The organism is Pelomonas dachongensis (assembly GCF_043555865.1).
GTDB classification, from domain to species: domain Bacteria; phylum Pseudomonadota; class Gammaproteobacteria; order Burkholderiales; family Burkholderiaceae_C; genus Pelomonas; species Pelomonas dachongensis.
This window is the reverse complement of the sequence record NZ_JBIGHY010000002.1, coordinates 972337-994074: the sequence shown is the minus strand read 5'-3', so window position 1 is coordinate 994074 and position 21738 is coordinate 972337. Positions and strand designations below refer to the sequence as shown.

24 protein-coding genes are annotated in these 21738 nt (G+C 68.0%); 16 read left to right on the top strand and 8 right to left on the bottom strand.

From position 1 onward, the window contains the following. The first annotated feature begins 6 nt into the window (after positions 1-6). The 7 genes from cdd to dut are packed head-to-tail and all read left to right on the top strand — an operon-like array spanning position 7 to position 5713. Positions 7-423 carry a cytidine deaminase gene (gene cdd, locus ACG02S_RS09125; protein WP_394470122.1) on the top strand — a complete coding sequence of 139 codons (417 nt, stop codon included), beginning with the start codon at positions 7-9 and terminating at the stop codon, positions 421-423. An 8-nt stretch (positions 424-431) separates the two neighbouring features. Further along, positions 432-1268 carry a purine-nucleoside phosphorylase gene (locus ACG02S_RS09120; protein ID WP_394470121.1) on the top strand — a complete coding sequence of 279 codons (837 nt, stop codon included), beginning with the start codon at positions 432-434 and terminating at the stop codon, positions 1266-1268. Then, positions 1265-2029 (top strand): deoxyribose-phosphate aldolase, encoded by a 765-nt coding sequence (gene deoC, locus ACG02S_RS09115; protein WP_394470120.1) that lies wholly within the window; start codon positions 1265-1267, stop codon positions 2027-2029. Before ACG02S_RS09120 ends, deoC begins: the two co-directional genes overlap by 4 nt. A gap of 2 nt (positions 2030-2031) precedes the next feature. Beyond that, positions 2032-3342 (top strand): thymidine phosphorylase, encoded by a 1311-nt coding sequence (gene deoA, locus ACG02S_RS09110; protein ID WP_394470119.1) that lies wholly within the window; start codon positions 2032-2034, stop codon positions 3340-3342. After that, positions 3342-4049: a tRNA (guanosine(46)-N7)-methyltransferase TrmB gene (gene trmB / locus ACG02S_RS09105; RefSeq protein ID WP_394470118.1), complete on the top strand. Its 708-nt coding sequence runs from the start codon at positions 3342-3344 to the stop codon at positions 4047-4049. The genes deoA and trmB overlap by 1 nt, the downstream gene beginning before the upstream one ends. Then, positions 4049-5260 (top strand): bifunctional phosphopantothenoylcysteine decarboxylase/phosphopantothenate--cysteine ligase CoaBC, encoded by a 1212-nt coding sequence (gene coaBC / locus ACG02S_RS09100; protein ID WP_394470117.1) that lies wholly within the window; start codon positions 4049-4051, stop codon positions 5258-5260. The genes trmB and coaBC overlap by 1 nt, the downstream gene beginning before the upstream one ends. A gap of 3 nt (positions 5261-5263) precedes the next feature. Further along, on the top strand, positions 5264-5713 hold the full coding sequence (gene dut, locus ACG02S_RS09095) for a dUTP diphosphatase (RefSeq protein ID WP_394470116.1): 450 nt from the start codon (positions 5264-5266) through the stop codon (positions 5711-5713). Positions 5714-5744: 31 nt separating this feature from the next. Here dut and ACG02S_RS09090 read toward each other — a convergent pair whose 3' ends face one another. Continuing rightward, the gene (locus ACG02S_RS09090; RefSeq protein ID WP_394470115.1) at positions 5745-6263 is read right to left on the bottom strand and encodes an FKBP-type peptidyl-prolyl cis-trans isomerase; all 519 of its coding nucleotides are present in this window, start codon (positions 6261-6263) and stop codon (positions 5745-5747) included. A 31-nt stretch (positions 6264-6294) separates the two neighbouring features. On the opposite strand from ACG02S_RS09090, the gene ACG02S_RS09085 reads away from it, so the two are divergent. From ACG02S_RS09085 to ACG02S_RS09075, 3 genes are all read left to right on the top strand, one after another. Continuing rightward, complete coding sequence (locus ACG02S_RS09085) at positions 6295-7410, top strand: JmjC domain-containing protein (protein WP_394470114.1); 1116 nt, start codon at positions 6295-6297, stop codon at positions 7408-7410. Further along, a complete protein-coding gene (locus ACG02S_RS09080; protein WP_394470113.1) occupies positions 7407-7901 on the top strand; it encodes a hypothetical protein in 495 nt (164 codons plus the stop codon). The genes ACG02S_RS09085 and ACG02S_RS09080 overlap by 4 nt, the downstream gene beginning before the upstream one ends. An 847-nt stretch (positions 7902-8748) precedes the next feature. Further along, a complete protein-coding gene (locus ACG02S_RS09075; protein ID WP_394470112.1) occupies positions 8749-8892 on the top strand; it encodes a hypothetical protein in 144 nt (47 codons plus the stop codon). 118 nt (positions 8893-9010) lie between these two features. Here the strand turns inward: ACG02S_RS09075 and ACG02S_RS09070 are convergent, their stop codons facing one another. The 7 genes from ACG02S_RS09070 to ACG02S_RS09040 all read right to left on the bottom strand — a co-directional run bounded on the left by ACG02S_RS09070 (position 9011) and on the right by ACG02S_RS09040 (position 15287). Next, positions 9011-9799 (bottom strand): MBL fold metallo-hydrolase, encoded by a 789-nt coding sequence (locus ACG02S_RS09070; protein ID WP_394470159.1) that lies wholly within the window; start codon positions 9797-9799, stop codon positions 9011-9013. A gap of 28 nt (positions 9800-9827) precedes the next feature. Further along, positions 9828-11009, bottom strand: coding sequence for an outer membrane protein assembly factor BamC (bamC, locus tag ACG02S_RS09065; RefSeq protein WP_394470111.1), 1182 nt, complete (start codon positions 11007-11009; stop codon positions 9828-9830). A gap of 76 nt (positions 11010-11085) precedes the next feature. After that, the gene (dapA, locus tag ACG02S_RS09060; RefSeq protein ID WP_394470110.1) at positions 11086-11967 is read right to left on the bottom strand and encodes a 4-hydroxy-tetrahydrodipicolinate synthase; all 882 of its coding nucleotides are present in this window, start codon (positions 11965-11967) and stop codon (positions 11086-11088) included. A 30-nt stretch (positions 11968-11997) separates the two neighbouring features. Further along, positions 11998-12504, bottom strand: coding sequence for a class I SAM-dependent methyltransferase (locus ACG02S_RS09055; protein WP_394470109.1), 507 nt, complete (start codon positions 12502-12504; stop codon positions 11998-12000). Then, positions 12501-12626, bottom strand: a complete 126-nt coding sequence (locus tag ACG02S_RS09050) for a hypothetical protein (RefSeq protein ID WP_394470108.1) — start codon at positions 12624-12626, stop codon at positions 12501-12503. Before ACG02S_RS09050 ends, ACG02S_RS09055 begins: the two co-directional genes overlap by 4 nt. Continuing rightward, entirely contained in the window at positions 12623-13837 is a 1215-nt protein-coding gene (locus ACG02S_RS09045) for an MFS transporter (protein WP_394470107.1), read from the bottom strand. Before ACG02S_RS09045 ends, ACG02S_RS09050 begins: the two co-directional genes overlap by 4 nt. A gap of 13 nt (positions 13838-13850) precedes the next feature. Further along, the gene (locus tag ACG02S_RS09040) at positions 13851-15287 is read right to left on the bottom strand and encodes an amidohydrolase family protein (RefSeq protein WP_394470106.1); all 1437 of its coding nucleotides are present in this window, start codon (positions 15285-15287) and stop codon (positions 13851-13853) included. A 76-nt stretch (positions 15288-15363) separates the two neighbouring features. Between ACG02S_RS09040 and ACG02S_RS09035 the strand changes: the two genes are divergently transcribed. The 6 genes from ACG02S_RS09035 to parC are packed head-to-tail and all read left to right on the top strand — an operon-like array spanning position 15364 to position 21597. Continuing rightward, positions 15364-17358 carry a DNA topoisomerase IV subunit B gene (locus ACG02S_RS09035; protein ID WP_394470105.1) on the top strand — a complete coding sequence of 665 codons (1995 nt, stop codon included), beginning with the start codon at positions 15364-15366 and terminating at the stop codon, positions 17356-17358. 43 nt (positions 17359-17401) lie between these two features. Then, positions 17402-17653 carry an AbrB/MazE/SpoVT family DNA-binding domain-containing protein gene (locus tag ACG02S_RS09030; protein ID WP_394470104.1) on the top strand — a complete coding sequence of 84 codons (252 nt, stop codon included), beginning with the start codon at positions 17402-17404 and terminating at the stop codon, positions 17651-17653. Next, positions 17650-18066, top strand: coding sequence for a PIN domain-containing protein (locus ACG02S_RS09025; RefSeq protein ID WP_394470103.1), 417 nt, complete (start codon positions 17650-17652; stop codon positions 18064-18066). The genes ACG02S_RS09030 and ACG02S_RS09025 overlap by 4 nt, the downstream gene beginning before the upstream one ends. Then, positions 18063-18590: a GNAT family N-acetyltransferase gene (locus ACG02S_RS09020; RefSeq protein WP_394470102.1), complete on the top strand. Its 528-nt coding sequence runs from the start codon at positions 18063-18065 to the stop codon at positions 18588-18590. Before ACG02S_RS09025 ends, ACG02S_RS09020 begins: the two co-directional genes overlap by 4 nt. Then, the gene (locus ACG02S_RS09015; protein WP_394470101.1) at positions 18587-19246 is read left to right on the top strand and encodes a lytic transglycosylase domain-containing protein; all 660 of its coding nucleotides are present in this window, start codon (positions 18587-18589) and stop codon (positions 19244-19246) included. The genes ACG02S_RS09020 and ACG02S_RS09015 overlap by 4 nt, the downstream gene beginning before the upstream one ends. Next, positions 19243-21597, top strand: a complete 2355-nt coding sequence (gene parC, locus ACG02S_RS09010) for a DNA topoisomerase IV subunit A (RefSeq protein ID WP_394470100.1) — start codon at positions 19243-19245, stop codon at positions 21595-21597. Before ACG02S_RS09015 ends, parC begins: the two co-directional genes overlap by 4 nt. Positions 21598-21738 lie beyond the last annotated feature (141 nt).

The following is a 21738-nucleotide window of genomic DNA, read 5'->3' as shown; positions in this document are numbered from 1 at the left end:
ACGCCGATGGACCTCTCCCAAGATCTGCTGGATCGCCTGCTCGCCGAGTCGCTGCGTGCCCGCGAGCTCGCGCACGCGCCGTATTCCAAATACAAGGTCGGCGTCGCCATCCTGGACGAACAGGGCCGCATCCACATCGGCGCCAACGTTGAGAACGCGTCGTACCCGCAGGGATGGTGCGCCGAGCCCTCGGCGCTGACGGCCATGCTGATGGCCGGCGGCAAGCAGGCCCGGGTGGCGCTGGTGACCGGCCCCGGGCCAGACATCATCACGCCGTGCGGCGGCTGTCGCCAGAAGCTCCGCGAGTTCTCCGTGCCGGAAGAGCTTGTCATCATTGCCGGCGATCCTGGCGGTATCCGCCAACGCTGGACCCTGGCCGAGCTGCTCCCGCACAGCTTCGGGCCTGCTCACTTGAACATCTGAGGTTCCCCATGATCGACAACAAGACCCTCGACCCCGCGATCACCGCGAGCGTCGAGAAGCTGCAATCCCTGTTCGGCCACGCGCCTGAAGTTGCTGTCGTGCTCGGCTCCGGCTGGGCCGGCGCGGTCAGCCATGTGCAGGACGCGAAGCATCTGCCCTACACCGAGCTGCCGGCGTTCCCGCAGCCCAAGGTCGAAGGCCACGTCAACGAGATCGTCGTGGGCCACATCGGCGGGCAGCGCGTCATTTTCCTGCGCGGCCGCGCCCACACCTACGAGAGCGGCGACTGCACCGGCATGGCCGGTGCGCTGCGCTCGCTGAAGCGCTGGGGCGTGAAGCTGCTCGTGCAGACCAACGCCTCCGGCTCGCTGCGCAGCCACATGCCGCCTGGCAGCCTGATGCTGATCGCCGACCACATCAACGCGCCGCAGCGCAGCCCGCTGGTGGGCGAGCAGGGCAGCCACCGCTTCGTCGACATGGTCAACGCCTACGACGCCGACCTGCGCAAGCACGCGCTGGCGCTGGCCAAGCACGAGAATCTGATGTTGGGCGAGGGCACCTACTGCTGGGCGCTGGGCCCGCAGTTCGAGACGCCGGCCGAGATCCGCATGTTCGCGGCCTGGGGCGCCGACGCCGTCGGCATGAGCACCGTGCCCGAGACCATCCTGGCCCGCCATGCCGGCTTGAAGGTCATGGGCATTGCGCTGATGACCAACATGGCCGCTGGCCTGTCTGCCGAGGCGCTGACGCATGACTTGACGCTCAAGCAGGCGCAGCTGTCCGGTGAGCGCGCTTCCGCGTTCCTGGCCGCGCTGGTGAGCAGCTTCAAGGACGCAGCGCTGTGACCACCGACCTGCAGTCCGCGGCCCGCACGGCGCTGGCCTGCCTGGACCTCACCAGCCTCAACGACGCCGACACAGCCGCCGACATCGAGGCGCTGTGCCGGCGCGCGCAGACGCCCCATGGCAACGTAGCCGCAGTCTGCGTCTGGCCGCGCTTCGTGGCGCAGGCGCGTGAAACCCTGCCGGCGTCCATCAAGGTGGCAGCCGTCGCCAACTTCCCCGACGGCGCGCTCGACTTGCAGCGCGCGCTGGGCGACATCGCCGAGATCGCCCTAGCCGGCGGTGACGAGGTCGATGTCGTGCTGCCTTACCGGACGCTGCTGGCGGACCAGTCCTCCGACGTCGCCGAGTTCCTGTCCGAAGTTCGGTTCGCGAGCCGCCCGCTGACCCTGAAGGTCATCATCGAAGCCGGCGAACTCGTGACGACCGACCGCATCGCCCAGGCCACGCGCCTGGCGCTCGCTTCTGGCGCCGATTTCGTCAAGACCAGCACCGGCAAGTCCCGGGTGGGCGCCACGCCGGCTGCGGCTGCTGCGATGCTGAAGGAAATCAAGGCCAGCGGCCTGTCCGCCGCCGGCTTCAAGGCCTCGGGCGGCGTGCGCTCCGTGGCGGATGCCGCCGGCTACATCGCGCAGACCCGCGCTGCTCTCGGCGACGCGGCGCTGAACCCGCAGCGCCTGCGCTTCGGCGCCAGCGGCCTGCTGACCGACATCGAATCCGTCCTCGCCGGTGCCGACTCCGTCGCCACGAACTCCACGTATTGACCATGCTTGCCCAAGAAATCATCCGCGCCAAGCGCGACGGCCACGCGCTCAACGCGCTTCAGATCCAGAACTTCGTCGATGGCCTGACGCACAACAGCTGGAGCGAAGGCCAGGTCGCCGCGCTCGGCATGGCCGTGTTCCTGCGCGGCATGGGCCGCGACGAGGCCGTGCTGCTGACGCGCGCGATGATGAACTCCGGCCGCGTGATGCGCTGGCCGGACATGCCCGGCCCGGTGCTGGACAAGCACAGCAGCGGCGGCGTGGGCGACAAGGTCAGCCTGATGCTGGCGCCCATGGTCGCCGCGTGCGGCGGCTATGTGCCGATGATCGCCGGCCGCGGCCTGGGCCACACCGGCGGCACGGTCGACAAGCTGGAAGCCATTCCCGGTTACACGACGACGCCCGACCCGGCGCGCTTCGACCAGATCGTCCGTTCCCTCGGCTGCGCCATCATCGGCCAGACCGCTGACCTGGCTCCGGCCGACAAGCGCTTCTACGCGACGCGCGACGTGACGGCCACGGTCGAGAGCGTGCCGTTGATCACCGCCAGCATCCTGTCCAAAAAGCTGGCCGCGGGCCTCGAAGGCCTGGCCATGGACATCAAGTGCGGCAACGGCGCCTTCGCGTCCACGCCCGAGTTCGCGAAGGAGCTGGCCGAGAGCATCGTCGCGGTCGCCGGCGGCGCAGGCCTGAGGACGCGTGCGCTGATCACCGACATGAACCAGGTCCTGGGCACCGATGTCGGCAACTCGCTGGAAGTCATCGAGACCATCCACTACCTGACCGGCAAGCACCGCGAGCCGCGCCTGCACGAGGTCACGCTGGCGCTGTGCGCCGAAATGCTGGTGCTGGGCAACCTGGCTGCCGACACCGCCGCCGCGCGCGTGAAGCTGCAGGCCGCGCTGGACTCCGGCGCCGCCGCCGAGAAGTTCGCCCAGATGGTCGTGGCCCTGGGAGGCCCAGCCGACCTGATGGAACGCCCGGACGCCTATCTGACGGCCGCGCCCGTCGTGAAGCCCGTGCCGTCGCCTCGTGACGGCGTCATCACGACCATGTCGACGCGCGACCTGGGTGTGGCCATCGTCGAGCTGGGCGGTGGCCGCCGCAAGGCGGGCGATGCCATCGACATGCGCGTGGGCTTCTCCGGCGTGCAGCCGCTGGGCACGCGCGTGGCGGCCGGTCAGCCGCTGGCGCTGATCCACGCCGCCGACGATGCCGCTGCCGACCGCGCCATCGGCGCTTACCTGGCCGCCTGCACGCTGGGCGATGTCGACGTGGCCGCCACGCCCATGATCATGGCCGAGGTGGGCTGATGAGCGACGACGAGGTCAAGCAGGTCCAGCCGCCACGCCGCGCGATCAAAAGCTTCGTCACGCGGCCCGGCCGCATGGGCACGGGCCAGATCAAGGCATTGACCGAGCTGGGACCCAAGTTTGTTCTGCCCTACAAGGTCGAGCGGCTCGATGCCGCCGCGATCTTTGGCCGCAGCGCGCCACTGGTGCTTGAAATCGGCTTCGGCATGGGTGCCGCTACCGCCGACATCGCCGCTACGTTGCCCGACCACGATTTCATCGGCTGCGAAGTGCACGAGCCCGGCGTCGGCGCACTGCTGAAGCTGATTGGCGAGCGCGAGATCGGGAACATCCGCATCGTCCAGCACGACGCGGTCGAGGTGCTGCGCGACATGGTCGGCGAGGCCGCCCTGGACGGCGTGCACATCTTCTTCCCCGACCCCTGGCACAAAAAGCGCCACAACAAGCGCCGCCTGATCCAGGCACCTTTCGTGGCCAACCTGGTGAAGCACATCAAGCCCGGTGGCTACCTGCACCTGGCCACCGACTGGCAACCCTACGCCGAGCAGATGCTTGATGTGCTGTCGGCCGAGCCCCATCTCCTGAACACCGCGGCCGCTGCAACGGGTTACGCTGACAAGCCCGCCTACCGCCCCCTGACCAAGTTCGAGAACCGCGGCATCAAGCTCGGACATGGCGTGTGGGACCTGGTGTTCAGGAAACGCTGATGAGTCCACTGCACGGCAAACACATCCTTCTGGCCATGACCGGCGGCATCGCCGGCTACAAGATCGCAGAGCTGACGCGGCTGCTCGTGAAGGGCGGCGCGACCGTGCAGGTCATGATGACCGAGGGCGCCGAAGCCTTCATCACCGCCGTTACGATGCAGGCGCTGTCCGGCCGCCCCGTCTACACCAGCCCCTGGGACGCGCGGCCCGGCAACAACATGGCCCACATCAACCTCAGCCGCGAGGCCGACGTGATGCTGCTGGCGCCCGCCAGCGCCGACGCCATCGCCGCGCTGGCGCAGGGAAGGGCGGACGACCTTGTCAGCCTGACGGCGCTGGCCCGCCGCATCGATGAATGCCCGTTGCTCGTCGTGCCGGCCATGAACCGCGAAATGTGGGCCCACCCAGCCACGCAGCGCAATGTGGCCCAGCTCACAGCCGATGGTGCGACTGTCATCGGCCCCGCCAGTGGCGACCAGGCCTGCGGCGAGATCGGTGACGGCCGCATGCTGGAAGCGCAGGAGATTTTCGACGACCTCGAGGCCTTCCTGGCGCCGAAATCGTTGCGCGGCAAGAAGTTGCTCATCACCGCCGGCCCGACCTTCGAGCCCATCGACCCGGTGCGCGGCATCACCAACCACAGCAGCGGCAAGATGGGCTTCGCCATCGCTCGTGCCGCGGCCGAGGCGGGCGCCGAGGTCACGCTGGTGTCCGGCCCGGTGCACCTGCCGACGCCGCGCGGCGTGCGGCGCATCGACGTGCAGTCCGCGCAGCAGATGTTCGATGCGGTGCTGCCGATGGCCGCCCACCAGCACGCCTTCATCGCCAGCGCCGCCGTCGCCGACTGGCGTCCGGCGCAGACGCATGAGCACAAGTTGAAGAAGGCGGAAGGCGGTGCCAATTTGGGCGGTGTGGCACCGACCCTCGCGATGACCGAGAACCCCGACATCCTCGCCGCCGTCGCGAAGCTGCCCCAGCCGCCGTACTGCGTCGGCTTTGCCGCCGAGAGCGAGAAGCTCGCCGAGCACGCCGAGGCCAAGCGCCGCCGCAAGGGCATCCCGCTCATCGTCGCCAACCTGGGCCCGGCCACCTTCGGTCGCGACGACAACGCGCTGCTGCTCATCGACGAGCAGGGCCAGCGCGAACTGCCCCGTGCGGACAAGCTCAGCCTGGCGCGCGAGCTGATCGCCGAACTCTCCAAACGCCTTTAATCAATGCACCAGATCGACTTGCAAGTGCTCGACGCCCGCATGGCCGAGCAGCTTCCCGCCTACGCGACCCCCGGCAGCGCCGGCCTCGACCTGCGCGCCTGCCTCGACGAAGCGATCACGCTGGCACCCGGCCAGACGACGCTGATCCCGACCGGCCTGGCCATCCACATCGCCGACCCGGGCCTGGCCGCCATCATCCTGCCGCGTTCCGGGTTGGGCCACAAACACGGCATCGTGCTCGGCAACCTCGTCGGGCTGATCGACAGCGACTACCAAGGGCAACTGATGGTCAGCTGCTGGAACCGCGGCCAGGCCGAGTTCACCGTCCAGCCGTTCGAGCGCATCGCCCAGCTGGTCATCGTGCCCGTCGTGCAGGCGGCCTTCCGCCGCGTGGACAGCTTCGACACGTCGTCGCGAGGTGCCGGCGGATTCGGCTCCACCGGCAAGGCATGAAAGCAAAGGCGCCGTGCGGCGCCTTTGGTGTTCAGTGCAGCGACTCGTCCGGCGGTGCGCCGGTCTGCACCATGAAGATGGGCTCGCCCACCGAGCCGGCCTGGATCTCGGCTTCCGTCGCCGGACGCACGTCCAGCAACGTCAGGTGCATGCGCAAGCCGATGCCGGCCAGCGGGTGGTTGCCGTCCAGCACCACATGCTCCGGGTAGACCTCGGTGACGGTGTAGACCGCCTCCGGCATGGCTTCGGTCGCCGCGCCTTCCGGCAGACCCTCGAACTGCATGCCAGGCTCCACGTCTGACGGGAACAGGGCGCGGGCCTCGAAGCAGACCAGGCCGGAGTCGTAGTCGCCGAAGGCCTCTTCGGGCTGCAGCGCCAGGTCGGTCTCGAAGCCGACTTCCTGGCCTTCCAGTGCAGCTTCGACTTTGGCGAACAAATCCTCTCCGCCGAGCAGGAATTCCATCGGTTCGGCCAGCTCGTCGATGAGCTGGCCCTGGGCATCGTCGAGTCTCCAGCGCAGGGAGACGACACAGGGGCGGGTCACTTGCATCCGCGCATTTTCGCATCGGCACAATGCCTGCATGCAGATTGACATCCCGACCCCCATGCTCGCCGGCCTGAGCCCGGCGCAGTTCATGCGCAAGCACTGGCAGAAGAAGCCGCTGCTGGCGCGCCAGGCCTTTCACGGCATCAGCCCGCCTGCCTCGTTGAAAGACCTGGCCGCCCTGGCCGCAAGAGACGATGTCGAATCGCGCCTCGTCACGGCCTTCGACGGCGACTGGAAGCTCAAGCACGGCCCCATCGCCCGACTGCCCCCCATGAGCAAACCCGGCTGGACGCTGCTCGTGCAGGGGCTGGACCAGCACCTGGCCGGCGCGCGAGCGTTGCTGGACCGGTTCGGCTTCATTCCCGCGGCGCGGCTCGACGACCTGATGCTGTCCGTCGCCAGCGACGGCGGCGGTGTCGGCCCGCACTTCGACTCCTACGATGTCTTCCTGATCCAGTTGGCCGGCCAGCGCCGCTGGCGCATCGGGGCGCAGAAGGACGCAGTGCTGCGCGACGACGTGCCGCTGAAGATCATTGCCAACTTCCAGCCCGAGGAAGAGTTTGTGCTGGACGCGGGCGACATGCTCTACCTGCCGCCGGGCTGGGCGCACGACGGCGTCGCCGTCGGCCCTGGCTGCGTGACGGGGTCGGTGGGCTTTCGTGCCTCCACGCTGGAGGGCCTGGCGGCGGAGTTGTTGCCGCGCCTGCTGGATGACGTCGACGGTGCTGGCAAGCTGTACGCCGACCCGCGCCAGGAGGCTGCGACCGAACCGGCCCGCGTGCCAGCCGCTTTGCTGGCCTTCGCCCGCCGCGCCATCGAGGCGGCCGTGCAGCGGCCACTCGCGCTGGAGCGCGCACTCGGCGAGGCGCTGACCGAGCCCAAGGCCAATGTCTGGTTCGAGCCGGGCGAGCAGCTGCCTGCGGGCATGGCCTGCACGCTGGATCGCCGCAGCCGCATGCTCTACGACGACGCGCAGGTGTTCCTGAACGGCGAGAGCTTCCGTGCCGGCGGACGCGATGCGATGCTGATGCGCCGCCTGGCGGACCATCGCGCGCTGACGGCCGCAGAGGTTGGTCGGCTGTCGCCCGAGGCTCGCGAACTGCTGGATCAGTGGACCGAGGATGGCTGGATCCAGCCGCAGACACCATGAACGCACAGAGTTTTGCCGGCCGTGCCGAGTTCCATCGCGCGCTCATCGCCACGCTGGGCTGGGCGGCCGAGCAGGGCTGCCGCGAACTGCATGCGTGGGACGAGAGCTTCGCGGACTGGCCGCTGTCGCAGGCTGACGCCTTGACCGCGCTGACTGCCTGGGCGCGGGCCGGGCGGCAGCTGCACCTGCTGGCGCTGCAGTACGACGACGTGGTGCGCGTGCACCCCCGCTTCGTGCGCTGGCGGCGCGACTGGGCGCATTGCGTGACGGCCCGCGCTGTGGAGCCGGAGTTGAGACTGGAGGAGGCGCCGCAAAGCCTGCTGCTGGCGCTCGGGCCGCAGGGCTCGGTGAGCCTGCGGCTGTTCGACCGCCACCTGTGGCGTGGCGAACTCAGCCTGGAGACGGCGCAGCGCCAACGTTGCCTGGAATGGTTTGATGCCCTGGCGCAACGGTCCAGCGAATCATTTGCGCCGACGACTCTCGGGCTGTGAAACTTGTTGCCATTGATAGCCCTATAATTTCGGGCTAGGCGAGGGAAGCGCTCGAGGTTTTCCGCGTCTTGTTCTGTCGGGGTCGGCCGTTGGTGAGCAAAGAAACACTGACGCACGACCCCAAAATTATGGTGTGCACCGTCGTTTAAACGTTTGAGGACAAGTATGAATAAGTCGATCCTGCTGGCTTCCCTGGTTGCTGTTGCCGCGCTGACCGCTTGCAGCAAGAAGGAACCCGAAGTCACGGCCCCCCCGGCACCGGTGGTTGAGCCCGCTGCTTCGGCCGCTGTTGATGCTGCTTCGGCCGCCGCCAGCGCTGCTGTTGACGCTGCTTCGGCTGCTGTCGACGCCGCTTCGGCCGCTTCGAAGTAATCGCTTCGTCCGTACGAGAAAGCCGTCGCTGCGCAAGCAGCGACGGCTTTTTCTCGTGTGCGCCCAGCATGGGCGCACTCTTGGAGGTGAAAGTCCTCCCGTAAGTTGGTCACGACGAACGAAGCGAAGCGCAACTGCATGAGGGCGACCGAGTGTGGGGAGGAAGCGTGGAGCGAAGCTGCGGGCCGATGGACAAGAACCGGATAGAAGGCGGTGCCGACCAGGGCGAGCGGGCACGAAACCGCGAAGCTCTCGTGATCAAAGGTCAGGCGGCGTAAATCCGGCGGTCGTGCAGCGAAGGAGTGCGTTCTTACCTGGGGAGATCTCGCCTCATGCCTGAAAGGGCGACGGTGCAAATCGGAGCGAGAAGTCAGCCGAGGTCGTAGTAGCTGGCGCCGAGGCCGACGAGGCCACAAGGCAAGAGCGAAGGGCCGAACGAGAGTGAGTGACCAAGGACATGAGGATGTCAGAGGCCATGCGTCAGATGCTGGAGCAATCCGGGCGGGAGGGCGTAGCGCGCGGTGAAGCCGCGGGTGATCTCTTCAGCGACGAAGCCAACGGCCCGCCTCATGAATATCGAGGTACAGGGTTGATCGCGCCGATGGCGGGGCATATGTGATTCGCCAGAAGCGAGGTCAAGGACCTCAAGCTCTCGAACCGCCCGGTGCGGACCCGCATGCCGGGTGGTGTGGGAGGGGCTCAGCCGACAATGACTGACCCCTATCCCGATCTGCGCTTCAGCTCACGTCCAGCCAGGCCAAGCCCAGCAAGGGGTCGGCGATGCGGATCGCATCCTGCTGATCGCCCAGGATCGCGGCCAGTGCGGCGCGCGCCAGTTCTGGCGTGTTGTTGCGCTCGCTCAGATGGGCGGCGACGACGGTGGCGAGGCCGTCATGCCGGCAGCGTGACAGCAGATCGGCCGCGGATTCGTTGGACAGATGGCCATGCGTGCCCAGAATGCGCCGCTGCAGCATCGGCGGGTAGGGGCCGGCCCGCAGCATCGCCTCGTCGTGATTGCATTCCAGCAGCAAGGCCTGGCAGGCCTGCAGGGCGGCGGCCACGGAGTCGGGCGCGCTGCCCAGGTCGGTGATGACGCCCAGGCGGGCGTTGCCGTCGCTGACGCACAACTGCAGCGGCTCGTTCGCGTCGTGCGGGACGGCGAAGGGCTGCAATTCCATATCGCCCAGCGCGATGGCGTCGCCACCGCGCGCGATGCGCAGCAGGCGTTCATCGAAATCCGCAATTTTCGCACCGCCGATGGCGCGCCAGCTGCCGCGGCTGGTGATCAGCGGGATGCGGTGGCGTTGCGCGAACTTCGGCGCGCAGCCGACGTGGTCGCCGTGTTCGTGCGTGATGAAGATCGCGTCGACGTCGGCCGGCGTGCAGCCGGCCCGCGCCAGGCGACGCGTCAGTTCGCGCTCGCTGAAGCCCGCGTCGATGAGAACGCGGGTGCTCGTGATGCCCTGGCTGGCCTCGACCAGCGTGGCGTTGCCGCCGCTGCCGCTGCCGAGGCTGCAAAAGCGCATCACGGCAGCGCTCTTCGGGGTGGAGACCTTATTTCAGGTCGTCCATCAGCAGGTTCAGGATGCGCTTGGCGTTGTCGTCGGTGACGGCCAGGCCCTTGTCGTTCAGCACACTGACCGTGCTCTTGTCGCCCTGCGACTTGACCGACACGCGGTAGCGCACCGGCTCCGACACCTTGGCGCCGAACAGGCGCTGGAAGAAGTTGGGCTCTTCCTGGCCGGCCTTCTCGGGGTCGGCATAGCGCAGGTAGAACAGGCCGGCGGCGCGGTCGCGGTCTTCGATCGTGAAGCCGTGACGGTCCAGCGACAGGCCCACGCGGCGCCAAGCACGGTCGAAGGCGTCGTTGACGCTGAGGCTGTCCGGCACTTCCGACAGCGGGCGGCGCGGGCGGTTCGGTTCGGCGCCCACGGCCAGCTTGGAAGCCTGGGTGGCCGGCTGTACGGGAGTCTCGGCAACGACGGCCTTGGCCGCGGTTTCGTGACCGCCCAGCTTCAGCATCAGGCGCGACAGCATCTCGGCTTCCAGCGACGCGTCGCTGGGACGCGGCTGCCAGGAGGTCGAGTCACGGCTCTGCGAGGTGTAGACCTCCTGCATGCCGCGGTGGCTGATGAAGACATCGGTGCCGTTGGCGCTGCGCTCGATGCGGGTGCGGTACATGTCGCGCTCGCCAGTCGAGTAGAGGCCGTCGAACACCTTGCCGATGGTCTGGCGGATGATGTCCTGCGGCAGCTTTGCGCGGTTCTCGGCCCAGTTGGTTTCCATGATGCCCAGTTCGGGCTGTTCCTTGACGAGCTGCAGGCCGCGCTCTTCCCAGAAGCTGCGCAGGGCCGGCCACAGCTGCTCGGGCGTGGCGTTGGTGTGCAGCCAGCGCTCGTTGCCGCTGCGTTCGATGCGCACATCGCCGGCCGCATTCAGGGCCACCGTGTTGGCGGCGCTGGTGGCGACGACGGGCGTCGTGGCAGGGCGGTTGGCGTTCAGTGCCGAGGCGGTGATGGAGCCGCCTTGCACCTGGGCGCGGCTGTCCTTGGCCAGCTGGGTCAGGTCGGGCGGGACTTCCAGGCCCTGGGTCTGCCGTGATTCGGTCTTGTAGTCGACCTTGTCCGCTGCGAACGGATTCAGGGACGTGCAGCCGGCGAGCGACAGGACGAAGGCCGCGCAGGCCAGACGGGTCGCCGTGGGGCGAAGCGAGCGAATCAGGGAAAGGGACGTCACGCTGGAACTCTCCGGGGAACAAGAGCGCCGGACCTGGCCGGCGCAGCCGCGCATTAGACCAGAGGCGGTCGGGGGCTCAGAGCAGGCCGGCTTCGACCATGGCCTGACCGACGACGGTTTGGCCGACGGGGGTCAGCGGGGTGATGGGCAGGCGCAGTGCGGCCCCGCAGCGACCCAGGCGCGACAGCGCCCACTTGGCCGGACCGGGGCTGGGTTCGCAGAACAGCTGCTTGTGCAGGTCCAGCAGCTTCAGGTGTATTTTGCGGGCCTCGATCGCGTTGCCGGCCAGCGCCAGGCGGCACAGCTCGGCCATCTCGGCGGGGGCGACATTGGCCGTCACGCTGACGTTGCCATGCCCGCCCAGCAGCATCAGCGCCACGGCGGTGCCGTCGTCGCCGGAGTAGATGTGGAAGCCCGCCGGTGCGTGCTTGATCAGGAAGGCAGCGCGTTCGATGTTGCCGGTGGCTTCCTTGACGCCGAACACGCCGGGCAGCGAGGCGCAGCGCAGTGCGGTCTCGGGCGACATGTCTGCGACCGTCCGGCCGGGCACGTTGTAGAGCATCATGGGGATGTCCACGGTCTCGGCGATGGCCTTGAAGTGCTGGTAGATGCCTTCCTGCGACGGCTTGTTGTAGTAAGGCACGACGGACAGCGTGCAGTCGGCGCCGACTTCTTTGGCGTAGCGGCTCAGCTCGATCGCCTCGGCGGTGGAATTGGCGCCGGTGCCGGCCAGCACCGGGATGCGGCCCTTCGCATGCTCGACCGCGACACGGATGATTTCGCGGTTCTCTTCCATGCTGACCGTCGGCGACTCGCCGGTGGTGCCGACGACGCCCACGCAGGCGGTGCCGGACTCGACATGCCAGTCGATCAGGCGGCGCAGGGCGGGGTAGTCGATGCTGCCGTCCTCGTTCATGGGCGTGACGAGGGCGACGATGCTGCCGAGGATGGGCTTCATGGTGGTTTGTATTGAGGGATTCGGGCGATTTTAGGCCGCTGACAGCGGCCGGACGGCCGCAACGCGCTGGACGAAGCGCGCGTTGACGCCGTCCTCGAACAGGTCTTCGTAAGCCACGATGCGCCAGTCGTGGCAGACGCGCAGCAGTTCACCTCGTTGCAGCAGGAAATCGGGGCGCGACGGGCGCCCTATCGCCTGTTGGCCATCGGCAAAAGTTTCCCAGATCAACAGGCCGCCGGGCTTGACGCTTGACCGGATGGTGTCGAACAGCGGGCGCCACAGGTAGTTGCAGACGACGACCAGGTCGAACTGCTGCCCGGTCAACGGCCAGGGGCCGTTCTCGACGTCCGCCTCGACGATCTTTGCAAGGCTTTGCAAGGGCGCCGTGGCGGCGGCGTCACGGTCGACGCCCGTCACCTGCCAGTTGGCCTCGACCAGCCAGCGCAGGTTGCGGCCCGAGCCGCAGGCGACGTCCAGCGCGGTGCCCGGTGTGGCAGGGGCAAAGCGCTGCAGCCAGGCCGACGGTGCGCCGCTCATCCGAAGCAGGCCCAGATCTGCTCGCTGAGCTGGACCATGACCGCCGGGTGGCCGTAGGCCAGCACGGTCAGCGCCAGCACGGCGGCGACCAACACGGGGACGATCAGGCGCCGCGATTTCATGCCGGTTGCGCCCGAACGATGGCCGACTCGCGCACCGGCAGGTTGGCCAGCATGGCCATGACGCCCAGCGCGATGGCCAGCCACCAAACCACGTCGTAGCTGCCGGTGGCGTCGTACAGCTTGCCGCCCAGCCAGACGCCCAGGAAGCTGCCAACCTGGTGGCTCAGGAACACGAAGCCGCCCAGCATGGACAGGTGCTGGGCACCGAAGATCTGCGCGACGACGGCGTTGGTCGGCGGCACCGTGGACAGCCACAGGAATCCGATGACGGCGGCGAACAAGTAGACGCTGAGCGGTGTCAGCGGCAGCGAGATGAAGGCCAGGATGGCCACGGCCCGCAGCCCGTAAATGGCCGACAGCAGGTAGCGCTTGGGGTACCGCTGGCCCAGCAGGCCGGCCGCGTAGGTGCCGAAGATGTTGAACAGGCCGATCAGCATCAGCGCGCCGGTGGACACCTCGATGCCCAGGCCGTGGTCCTTCAGGTAGCTGGGCAGATGCACGCCGATGAACACGACCTGGAAGCCGCAGACGAAGTAGCCCAGCATGAGCAACTGGAAGCTGCGATAGCCAAAGGCCTCACGCAGCGCCTGGCCGATGCTCTGGTGCCCGGTGAACGCTCCCTGCGCCTGTCGTTCGCGGATGCCCAGCGCCAGCGGGGCGATGAGCAGCGCCGTGGCGGCCAGCAGGAACAACGCCGCCTGCCAGCCAAGGTGGCTGATGAGCCAGGTTTCGACCGGGATCATGACGAACTGGCCGAGCGAACCTGCGGCGGCCGCCACGCCGAAGGCCCAGGAGCGTTTTTCGGGCGACACCGTGCGACCCAGCACGCCGTAGATGACGGCGTAGGTGGAGCCTGACTGCGCGATGCCGATCAGCACGCCCGCGCCCAGCGTGAAGGTCAGCGGGTGGCTGGTGACGGCCATCGCCAGCAGGCCCAGCGCGTAGCAGACGCCGCCCGCGATCAGCACCTTCCATGCGCCGAAACGGTCGGCCGCCATGCCCGCAATGGGGCCTGCGATGCCCCAGGCGAGGTTCTGGACGGCCATCGCGAACGAGAAGGTCTCGCGCGTCCAGCCGCGCTCCGTGATGATGGGCTGCAGCCAGAAGCCGAAGCCGTGGCGGATGCCCATCGACAGCGTGACGATGAGGGCGCCGCACAGCAGCACCTGCTGGACGGACAAGCCGGCTGGGGCCGGGCGGGGCGTGTTCATCTGCGGACTGTAGTCAGCGCGGCTTGGCCTTGCCTGTCGCCTTGGTTTGCGCTTTGGCGGGTTTGCCCGCCTGGGTCGCCTTCTTGCCGGACGCTTTGGCCGGCGCTTTGCTCGATGCCTTGGATTTGGCGCTGCCCTTCTTCTTCGCAGCCGCCTTCTTGACCGGCACATCGGCGGTGGAGGCGCTGGCCTGCGAACTGGACGCGGCCACCTCGGCCAGGCGAGTCAGCAACCGGCCCTGCTTGACGCGCAGCAGCGGCATGTCCAGCGTGTCCATGTCGGTCAGCGGGTCGTCGCCCAGCACCAGGAAGCTGGCCTCGCAGCCGGGCTCGAAGCAGCCGATCTTGCGGCCCGGGAACAGCGCCCGCGGCGTGTCCTGCGTGGCCAGGCGCAGCAGCGTGGCTCGGTCCAGGCCGAGATCGTCCAGCGCGTGCAACTCCACGCGTGCCGTGCCCACGAAGACATCGGACCCCACCAGCAACGCCACACCGGCGGCCTGTAGCCGGGACAGGTTGGTGCGCTGCACCTCGCGCAGGGCGGCCTGCGCGTCAGGCTCCAGCTTGAAAAGACCCGCTGCGGCGGTCGTCGTGATGACGGCGGTGCGCTGTCGGGCGGCCTGCGCGGCGATGGCCTCGGAGATGGCGAACGTACCCGCGGGCTCGTTCAGCGTGTTGGCATAGCCGGGCAGGTGCGCGATGGCATCGGCGCCTGCGGCCAGCGCGGCGGCGAAGTCGGCGGCGGTCTCCACGTGCGCCACCACGCGCAGCCCGTCGGCATGAGCCTGCCGCGTCAACTCGGTGGCGGTCTCGGGCGTCAGACCGAGGCGGCCGAACATGCCGGGCTGCTGGCGCAGTTCAGGCCGCTCGCTGTGGGCCAACACCACGCGTATCCAGGCGCCGCCGCGGGCCTTGATGGCCGGCCACTGGTCGCGCGCCTGCTCCGGGCTGCCGACGAGGACGATCTGCCGCTGCGCGGCGGCGGCCTCGGGGCTGGGCTCGGGCAGCACGGCGGCCAGCGGGTAGCCGTCGGGCGACGTGATGCAGGCGGTGACGAAGCTGACGTCCGGCGCGGCGGGCGAGGCGGCCAGCGGTTGCACCTCGGCGACGCCGGCCGGATCGCCGCACAGCATGGCCGCGTAGAACACGCCTTCGTCGATGTACTTGTCGGCGAACTGGCCCCAGCCCCAGGCGGTCTGCAGGTTGTGGTTGTGCGCCTCGGCCAGCGGGTTGATGAGCACCTGCTGGTGGCGCAAGTCCATCTTGCGGTTGACCTTGGCGGGCTTCTTCGCGACGAAAACGCCGTTCTCGACGTAGAGGCTGCCGCGCTGGATCTTCTGTCCGTCGAACCAGCGCGCGTTCTTCAGCTCCCACGACAGCGGCGCGCTGGCCTGGTAGGGCTGTTGCGGAGAGGGGGAGGTCTGGGCCTGTGAAAAACTACAGGTCAGAGCCAAGCAAGCGATCAGGAATCTCAAGCGGCGGAACTCGTCTTCGGGGGCCGCGAATCCTACTTCTTAGAATCCCGCCCCTATGTCCAGCCGTTCCCCTGCCACTCCCGCCACGGCATCAGCCGCTTATGGCGAAGCCTCCATCCGCGTTCTGAAGGGCCTGGAGCCCGTCAAACAGCGGCCGGGTATGTACACCCGCACTGAGAACCCGCTGCACTGCATCCAGGAAGTCATCGATAACGCCGCCGACGAAGCGCTCGGCGGCTTCGGCAAGCGCATTGATGTCACGCAGCATGCCGACGGGTCGGTCTCCATCGCCGATGACGGTCGCGGCATTCCGTTCGGCCTGCACCCTGAAGAAGGCGTGCCGGTCGTCGAAATCGTCTTCACGCGGCTGCATGCCGGCGGCAAGTTCGACAAGGGCTCGGGCGGCGCCTACAGCTTCTCGGGCGGCCTGCACGGCGTGGGCGTCAGCGTGACCAATGCGCTGGCGAAGCGGCTGGAAGTGGCTGTGTGGCGTGACAAACAGGTCGCCGGCATCGCCTTCGAGAACGGCGATGTGGTGCAACAGGTCGTGACCCGCCCGGCCGCCAGCGGTGACCGCAAGCAGGGCACCACGGTGCGCGTGTGGCCCGACGCCAAGTATTTCGAGAGCGCCGAACTGCCCAAGCACGAGTTGGTGCACCTGCTGCGCTCCAAGGCCGTGCTGATGCCGGGCGTCACCGTCACGCTGAGGATCGAGAAGACCGGCGAGACGACGACCTGGCTCTACAAGGCCGGCCTGCGCGACTATTTGTCGCAGTCCATGCACGGCGATCCGCTGATCCCGCTGTTCGAGGGCGAGGGCTTTGCGACCGCTGGCGAGAGCGAGAACTTCGCCGAGGGCGAGGGAGCCGCTTGGTGCGTGGCGTTCACGGAAGACGGCGCGCCGCTGCGCGAGAGTTATGTGAACCTGATCCCGACAGTGGCCGGCGGCACGCACGAGTCGGGCTTGAAGGACGGCCTGTTCGGGGCCGTCAAGGGCTTCATCGAGATGCATTCGCTGCTGCCCAAGGGCGTCAAGCTGATGCCCGACGACGTGTTTTCCCGTGCCAGCTTCGTGCTGAGCGCCAAGGTGCTGGACCCGCAGTTTCAGGGGCAGACCAAGGAGCGGCTGAACTCGCGTGACGCGCTGCGGCTCGTGTCTGCCTACGTGAAGCCCGCCTTGGAGCTGTGGCTGAACCACCATGTGGACCACGGCAAGAAGCTGGCGGAGCTGGTCATCAAGCAGGCGCAGACGCGGCAACGCGCCAGCCAGAAGGTCGAGAAGCGCAAGGGCTCCGGCGTGGCCGTGCTGCCCGGCAAGCTGACCGACTGCGAGAGCCGCGACCTGCTGCACAACGAGGTCTTCCTCGTCGAAGGCGACTCCGCTGGCGGCAGCGCCAAGATGGGCCGCGACAAGGAGACGCAGGCCATCCTGCCGCTGCGCGGCAAGGTGCTCAACGCCTGGGAGGTCGAGCGCGACCTGCTGTTCAAGAACAACGAGATCCACGACATCTCGGTGGCGCTGGGGGTGGACCCCCATGGCCCGAACGACACGCCGGACCTGTCTGGCCTGCGCTACGGCAAGGTCTGCATCCTGTCGGACGCCGACGTGGACGGCTCGCACATCCAGGTGCTGCTGCTCACACTGTTTTTCCGCCACTTCCCCAAGCTGGTCGAGACGGGCCATGTGTTCGTCGCGCGCCCGCCGCTTTACCGCGTGGACGCGCCGGCCCGCGGCAAGAAGCCGGCCGCCAAGCTGTATGCGCTGGACGACGGCGAACTGACCGCCACGCTGGACAAGCTGCGCAAGGAAGGCGCCCGCGAGGGCTCGTGGAGCATCAGCCGCTTCAAGGGCCTGGGCGAGATGAATGCCGAACAGCTGTGGGACACGACGCTGAACCCGGAGACCCGCCGTCTGTCGCGCGTGGCCTACGGCCAGTTCGACTTCGCGGCCACGGTGGACGCCTTCAACAAGCTGATGGGCAAGGGCGAAGCCGCCTCGCGCCGCGAGCTGATGGAGCTGCACGGCGACGCCGTGGAGATCGACATCTGACGGTGTGGATATACAATTTTATTCTGTATATCAAGGGCGCAACATGAAGGTCGCGAAGTGGGGCAACAGCCTGGCCGTTCGCCTGCCGGCGGCGGTGGTGGATGCCTTGGGACTGCAGGAGGGCGATGAGGTGCAGATCAAGGCCGCTGACGGTCAACTGACGCTGCAGCGCACACCCGGAACCGAAGAGCTGTGGGCGAGGCTGCATGCGCTGCGCGAGAAGCTGCCGGCCGATTTTCGCTTCGACCGCGAGGATGCCAATGGGCGTGATCGCGATGGGGCGACCGCGCGTTGAAAAACTCGCTGTCACCGGCGGTGTTTTTCGACACCAACGTGCTGGTCTACGTCGCCTCCGCCGACCCGCAGCGCTCGGCGCGCGCGGGCGCACTGTTGCGCGAGGGCGGTATCGTCAGCGTGCAGGTGCTGAACGAACTGGTGTCGGTGCTGCGCCGCAAGTTCCGCTTCGACTGGGAGTCGGTGGAGACGGTGCTGGCCGTCGTGCACGCGCATTGCGACGTGTTGCCGCTGGACATGCTGATGCACCAGGAGGCGCTGTTGCTGGCCCGGCTGCACCAGCTTCCCTGGTACGACGCGCTGATCGTCGCCGCCGCGCAGCGGGCCGGCGCGCACACGCTTTACACCGAGGACATGCAGCGCGGCCGCGCGTTCGACGGTCTGCGCCTGGTCAACCCGTTCGAGGCCGCATGACAGCCTTGCGCCTGCGCCCCACGATGCTGTCGGACCTCGACTGGGTGGTCTCGGTCGAGCGCGACGCTGCGAACCTGCCCTTCATCACGGCCTGGGAGCGGACGCAGCACGAAGGTGCCATCCGCTTTCCCGATTCGCGGCATTTCATTCTTGAGGAAGGCGATCAACTGGAGCGCGTCGGCTTTGTCATCCTGCAGGGCTGCCGCAACCCCAATGGTTCGGTCGAGCTGAAGCGCCTGGTGCTGCAGCCCAAGGGGCGTGGCCTGGGTCGCGCGGCGGTGCGCCAGCTGAAGGCGATGGCGTTCACGCAGTTGAAGGCGCACCGTTTCTGGCTGGACGTGAAGGCGCTGAACACGCGCGCCTTCAAGCTATACCAGGGCGAGGGCTTCGTCGAGGAAGGCCGCCTGCGCGAGAGCGTGCGCGTCACCACCGACGGCGAGGATGGCTACGACTCGTTGATCGTCATGTCGCTGTTGGACCGCGAGTACCAAGCGCGCGTGGCGCTGGGGTCGGAGGCGGCATGACGCGCTGGTTCGCGATGTTGCTGCTGGCGCTGGCGCTGCCTGCGCGCGCCGAGCTGTGGGGCTATGTGGACGCCGCGGGCGTGGCGCACTTCGCGTCGCGCAAGCTGGACGCCCGTTTCGCGCCGGTGCTGGGCAGCGGCACCGATGTGCTCCGCGTGCCCGGCAAGACCGACACCGGCGCCACGATGCTGGCCTGGCTGGACATCGCGCCCGAGGTCAAGGCCGTGCAGCCCTGGGTGCGTGAGGCAGCCCGTCAGCACGGTGTGGACGCCGACTTGCTGAAGGCCATCATTGCGGTCGAATCCAGCTACCAGAAGGACGCCGTCTCGCCGCGTGGCGCGATGGGCCTGATGCAGATCACGCCCGAGACCGCCGCCCGCTACGCAACGCCCGCCGACGCCTCGCGGCTGACCGACCCGCGCATCAACATCCACACCGGCGCGCGCATGCTGGCGGACCTGATCCGGCGCTTCCGCTCCATCGACGTGGCGCTGGCCGCGTGGAACGCCGGCGAGGGCCGCGTGCGCCGTGCTGGCAACCGCATGCCCGAAATTGAAGAAACCCAGGCCCATGTGCATCTCGTGCTCGAGCTGTACTGGGCCCTGTTGCAGCAGAGCCAGCCGGCCCGTGCGCAGCGATTGACCCTGCATCCATGAGTTCCGAACAGACCACCATCGACTTCAACGGCCCCAACGACGGCGGCGACAACGGCGCCGACGGCGGCGGCGATCCCAATGCGCTGACGCTGGCCGCCTACGCGCAGCAGGCCTATCTCGAATACGCCCTCAGCGTCGTCAAGGGCCGCGCGCTGCCCAGCTACGCCGACGGCCAGAAGCCGGTGCAGCGCCGCATCCTGTACTCCATGCACCGCCTCGGCCTGGGCTGGAGCGGTACGTCCGGCGCCAAGCCGGTCAAGGGCGCCAAGGTCGTGGGCGACGTGCTGGGCAGCTTCCACCCGCACGGCGACCAGTCGGTCTACGACGCGCTGGTGCGCATGGCGCAGGACTTCTCGCTGCGCTACCCGCTCATTGACGGCCACGGCAACTTCGGCAGCCGGGACGGCGACGGTGCCGCCGCGATGCGGTACACGGAAGCCCGCCTCGCGCCCATTGCCCGCCTGGTGATGGACGAGATCGACGAAGGCACGGTGGATTTCCGCCCCAACTACGATGGCACCACGCAGGAGCCGGTCGAGTTGCCCGCGCGGCTGCCCTTTGCGCTGCTGAACGGCGCCAGCGGCATCGCTGTGGGCCTGGCTACCGAGATCCCCAGCCACAACCTGCGCGAAGTTGCCGCGGCGGCCGTGGCTTTGTTGAAGGACGAGAAGCTGTCCGATGACGCGCTTTTCGACCTGATCCCCGGCCCGGACTTCCCCGGCGGCGGCCAGCTCATCAGCGCGCCGGAAGACATCCGTGCTGCCTACACCTCCGGCCGCGGCAGCCTGAAGTTGCGTGCGCGCTGGAAGATCGAAGACCTGGCGCGCGGCCAGTGGCAACTCGTCGTCACCGAATTGCCGCACGGCACCAGTGCGCAGAAGGTACTGGAAGAGATCGAGGAGCTGTCCAACCCCAAGGTCAAGGCTGGCAAGAAGACGCTGACGCCCGAGCAATTGCAGCTCAAGGCCAGCCTGCTGGCCGTGCTGGATGGCGTGCGCGACGAGTCCAGCAAGGACGCCGCGGTGCGCATCGTCTTCGAGCCCAAGAGCCGCACGGTCGAGCAGCAGGACCTGATCAACACGCTGCTGGCCCACACCAGCCTGGAGAGCGGTGCGCCCGTCAACATGACCATGATCGGCGCCGATGGCCGGCCCACGCAAAAGAGCCTGCGCGAGGTGCTGACCGAGTGGGTGGGCTTCCGGCAAACGACGGTGCGCCGCCGCACCGAGCACCGGCTGGCCAAGGTCAACGAGCGCATCCATGTGCTGGAAGGCCGGCAACTGGTGCTGCTGAACATCGACGAGGTGATTCGCATCATCCGCGAGTCGGACGAGCCCAAGGCGGCGCTGATCGAGCGTTTCAGCCTGTCGGACCGCCAGGCCGAAGACATTCTCGAAATCCGCCTGCGCCAGCTGGCGCGGCTCGAAGCCATCAAGATCGAGCAGGAGTTGTCCAAGCTGCGCGACGAGCGCGCCAAGCTGGAGGACATCCTCGGCTCCGTCGCCGCGCTGCGCCGCACGGTCATCAAGGAGATCGAGGCTGACGCGAAGCAGTACGGCGACGACCGTCGCACGCTGATCCAAGCCGAGAAGCGCGTCGTCGCCGAGGTCAAGATCGTCGACGAGCCGGTCACCGTCATCGTCAGCCAGAAGGGCTGGGTGCGGGCGCTGAAGGGCCACGAGGTGGACGTCGCCGCGCAGACCTTCAAGGCCGGCGACAGCCTGTGGGGCGCGTTCCGTTGCCGCAGCGTCGACCCGCTGATCGTCGTCGGCAGCACCGGGCGGGTGTACTCCGTGCCGGTGTCGACGCTCCCTGGCGGTCGGGGCGACGGCCAGCCCATCACGACCATGATCGAGCTGGAGACCGGTACGCAGATCGCCCATTACCTGGCCGGGGCCGCAGGTCAGCGCCTGGTGATGGCCGGCAGCGGCGGCTACGGCTTCATCGCCCAGCTGGGGGATCTGGTCGGCCGTCAGAAGGCCGGCAAGACCTTCCTGGCGCTGGAGGCCGGCGAGGTGCCGCTGCTGGCGCCCGTGCCGGGCGACGCGCTGAGCCTGCAACTGGGTGTTCTGAGTGTCCAGGGGCGGCTGCTGACCTTCCCGCTGGACGAGCTGAAGCACCAACCCAAGGGCGGCCGCGGTCTGATGCTGATGGACCTGGAGGCCGAGGATCAGGTCTTGTCGCTGGCCTGCTGCTCGACACAGCTGCGCGTGCACGGCACTGGCCGCGGCGCCAAGCCGCGTGACGAGCTGCTGAAGAACCAGTCGCTGGCCGCCCACGCCGGCAAACGCGCGCGCAAGGGCAAGGCGGTCGAAGGGCTGCAGAAAGTGGTGCGTCTGAGCACCGAATGAGCCTCTTGTCGCCCCAAGAAGGTACACCGGGTAACTACGGCTTTACATGCGGCTACAAGTAACCGCCTGTTCCCCCCTAAACCAAAGGGTGTGACTCAATTCACGCGGCTTCGCTGCACTGCACAATGACCATCGGCGGTT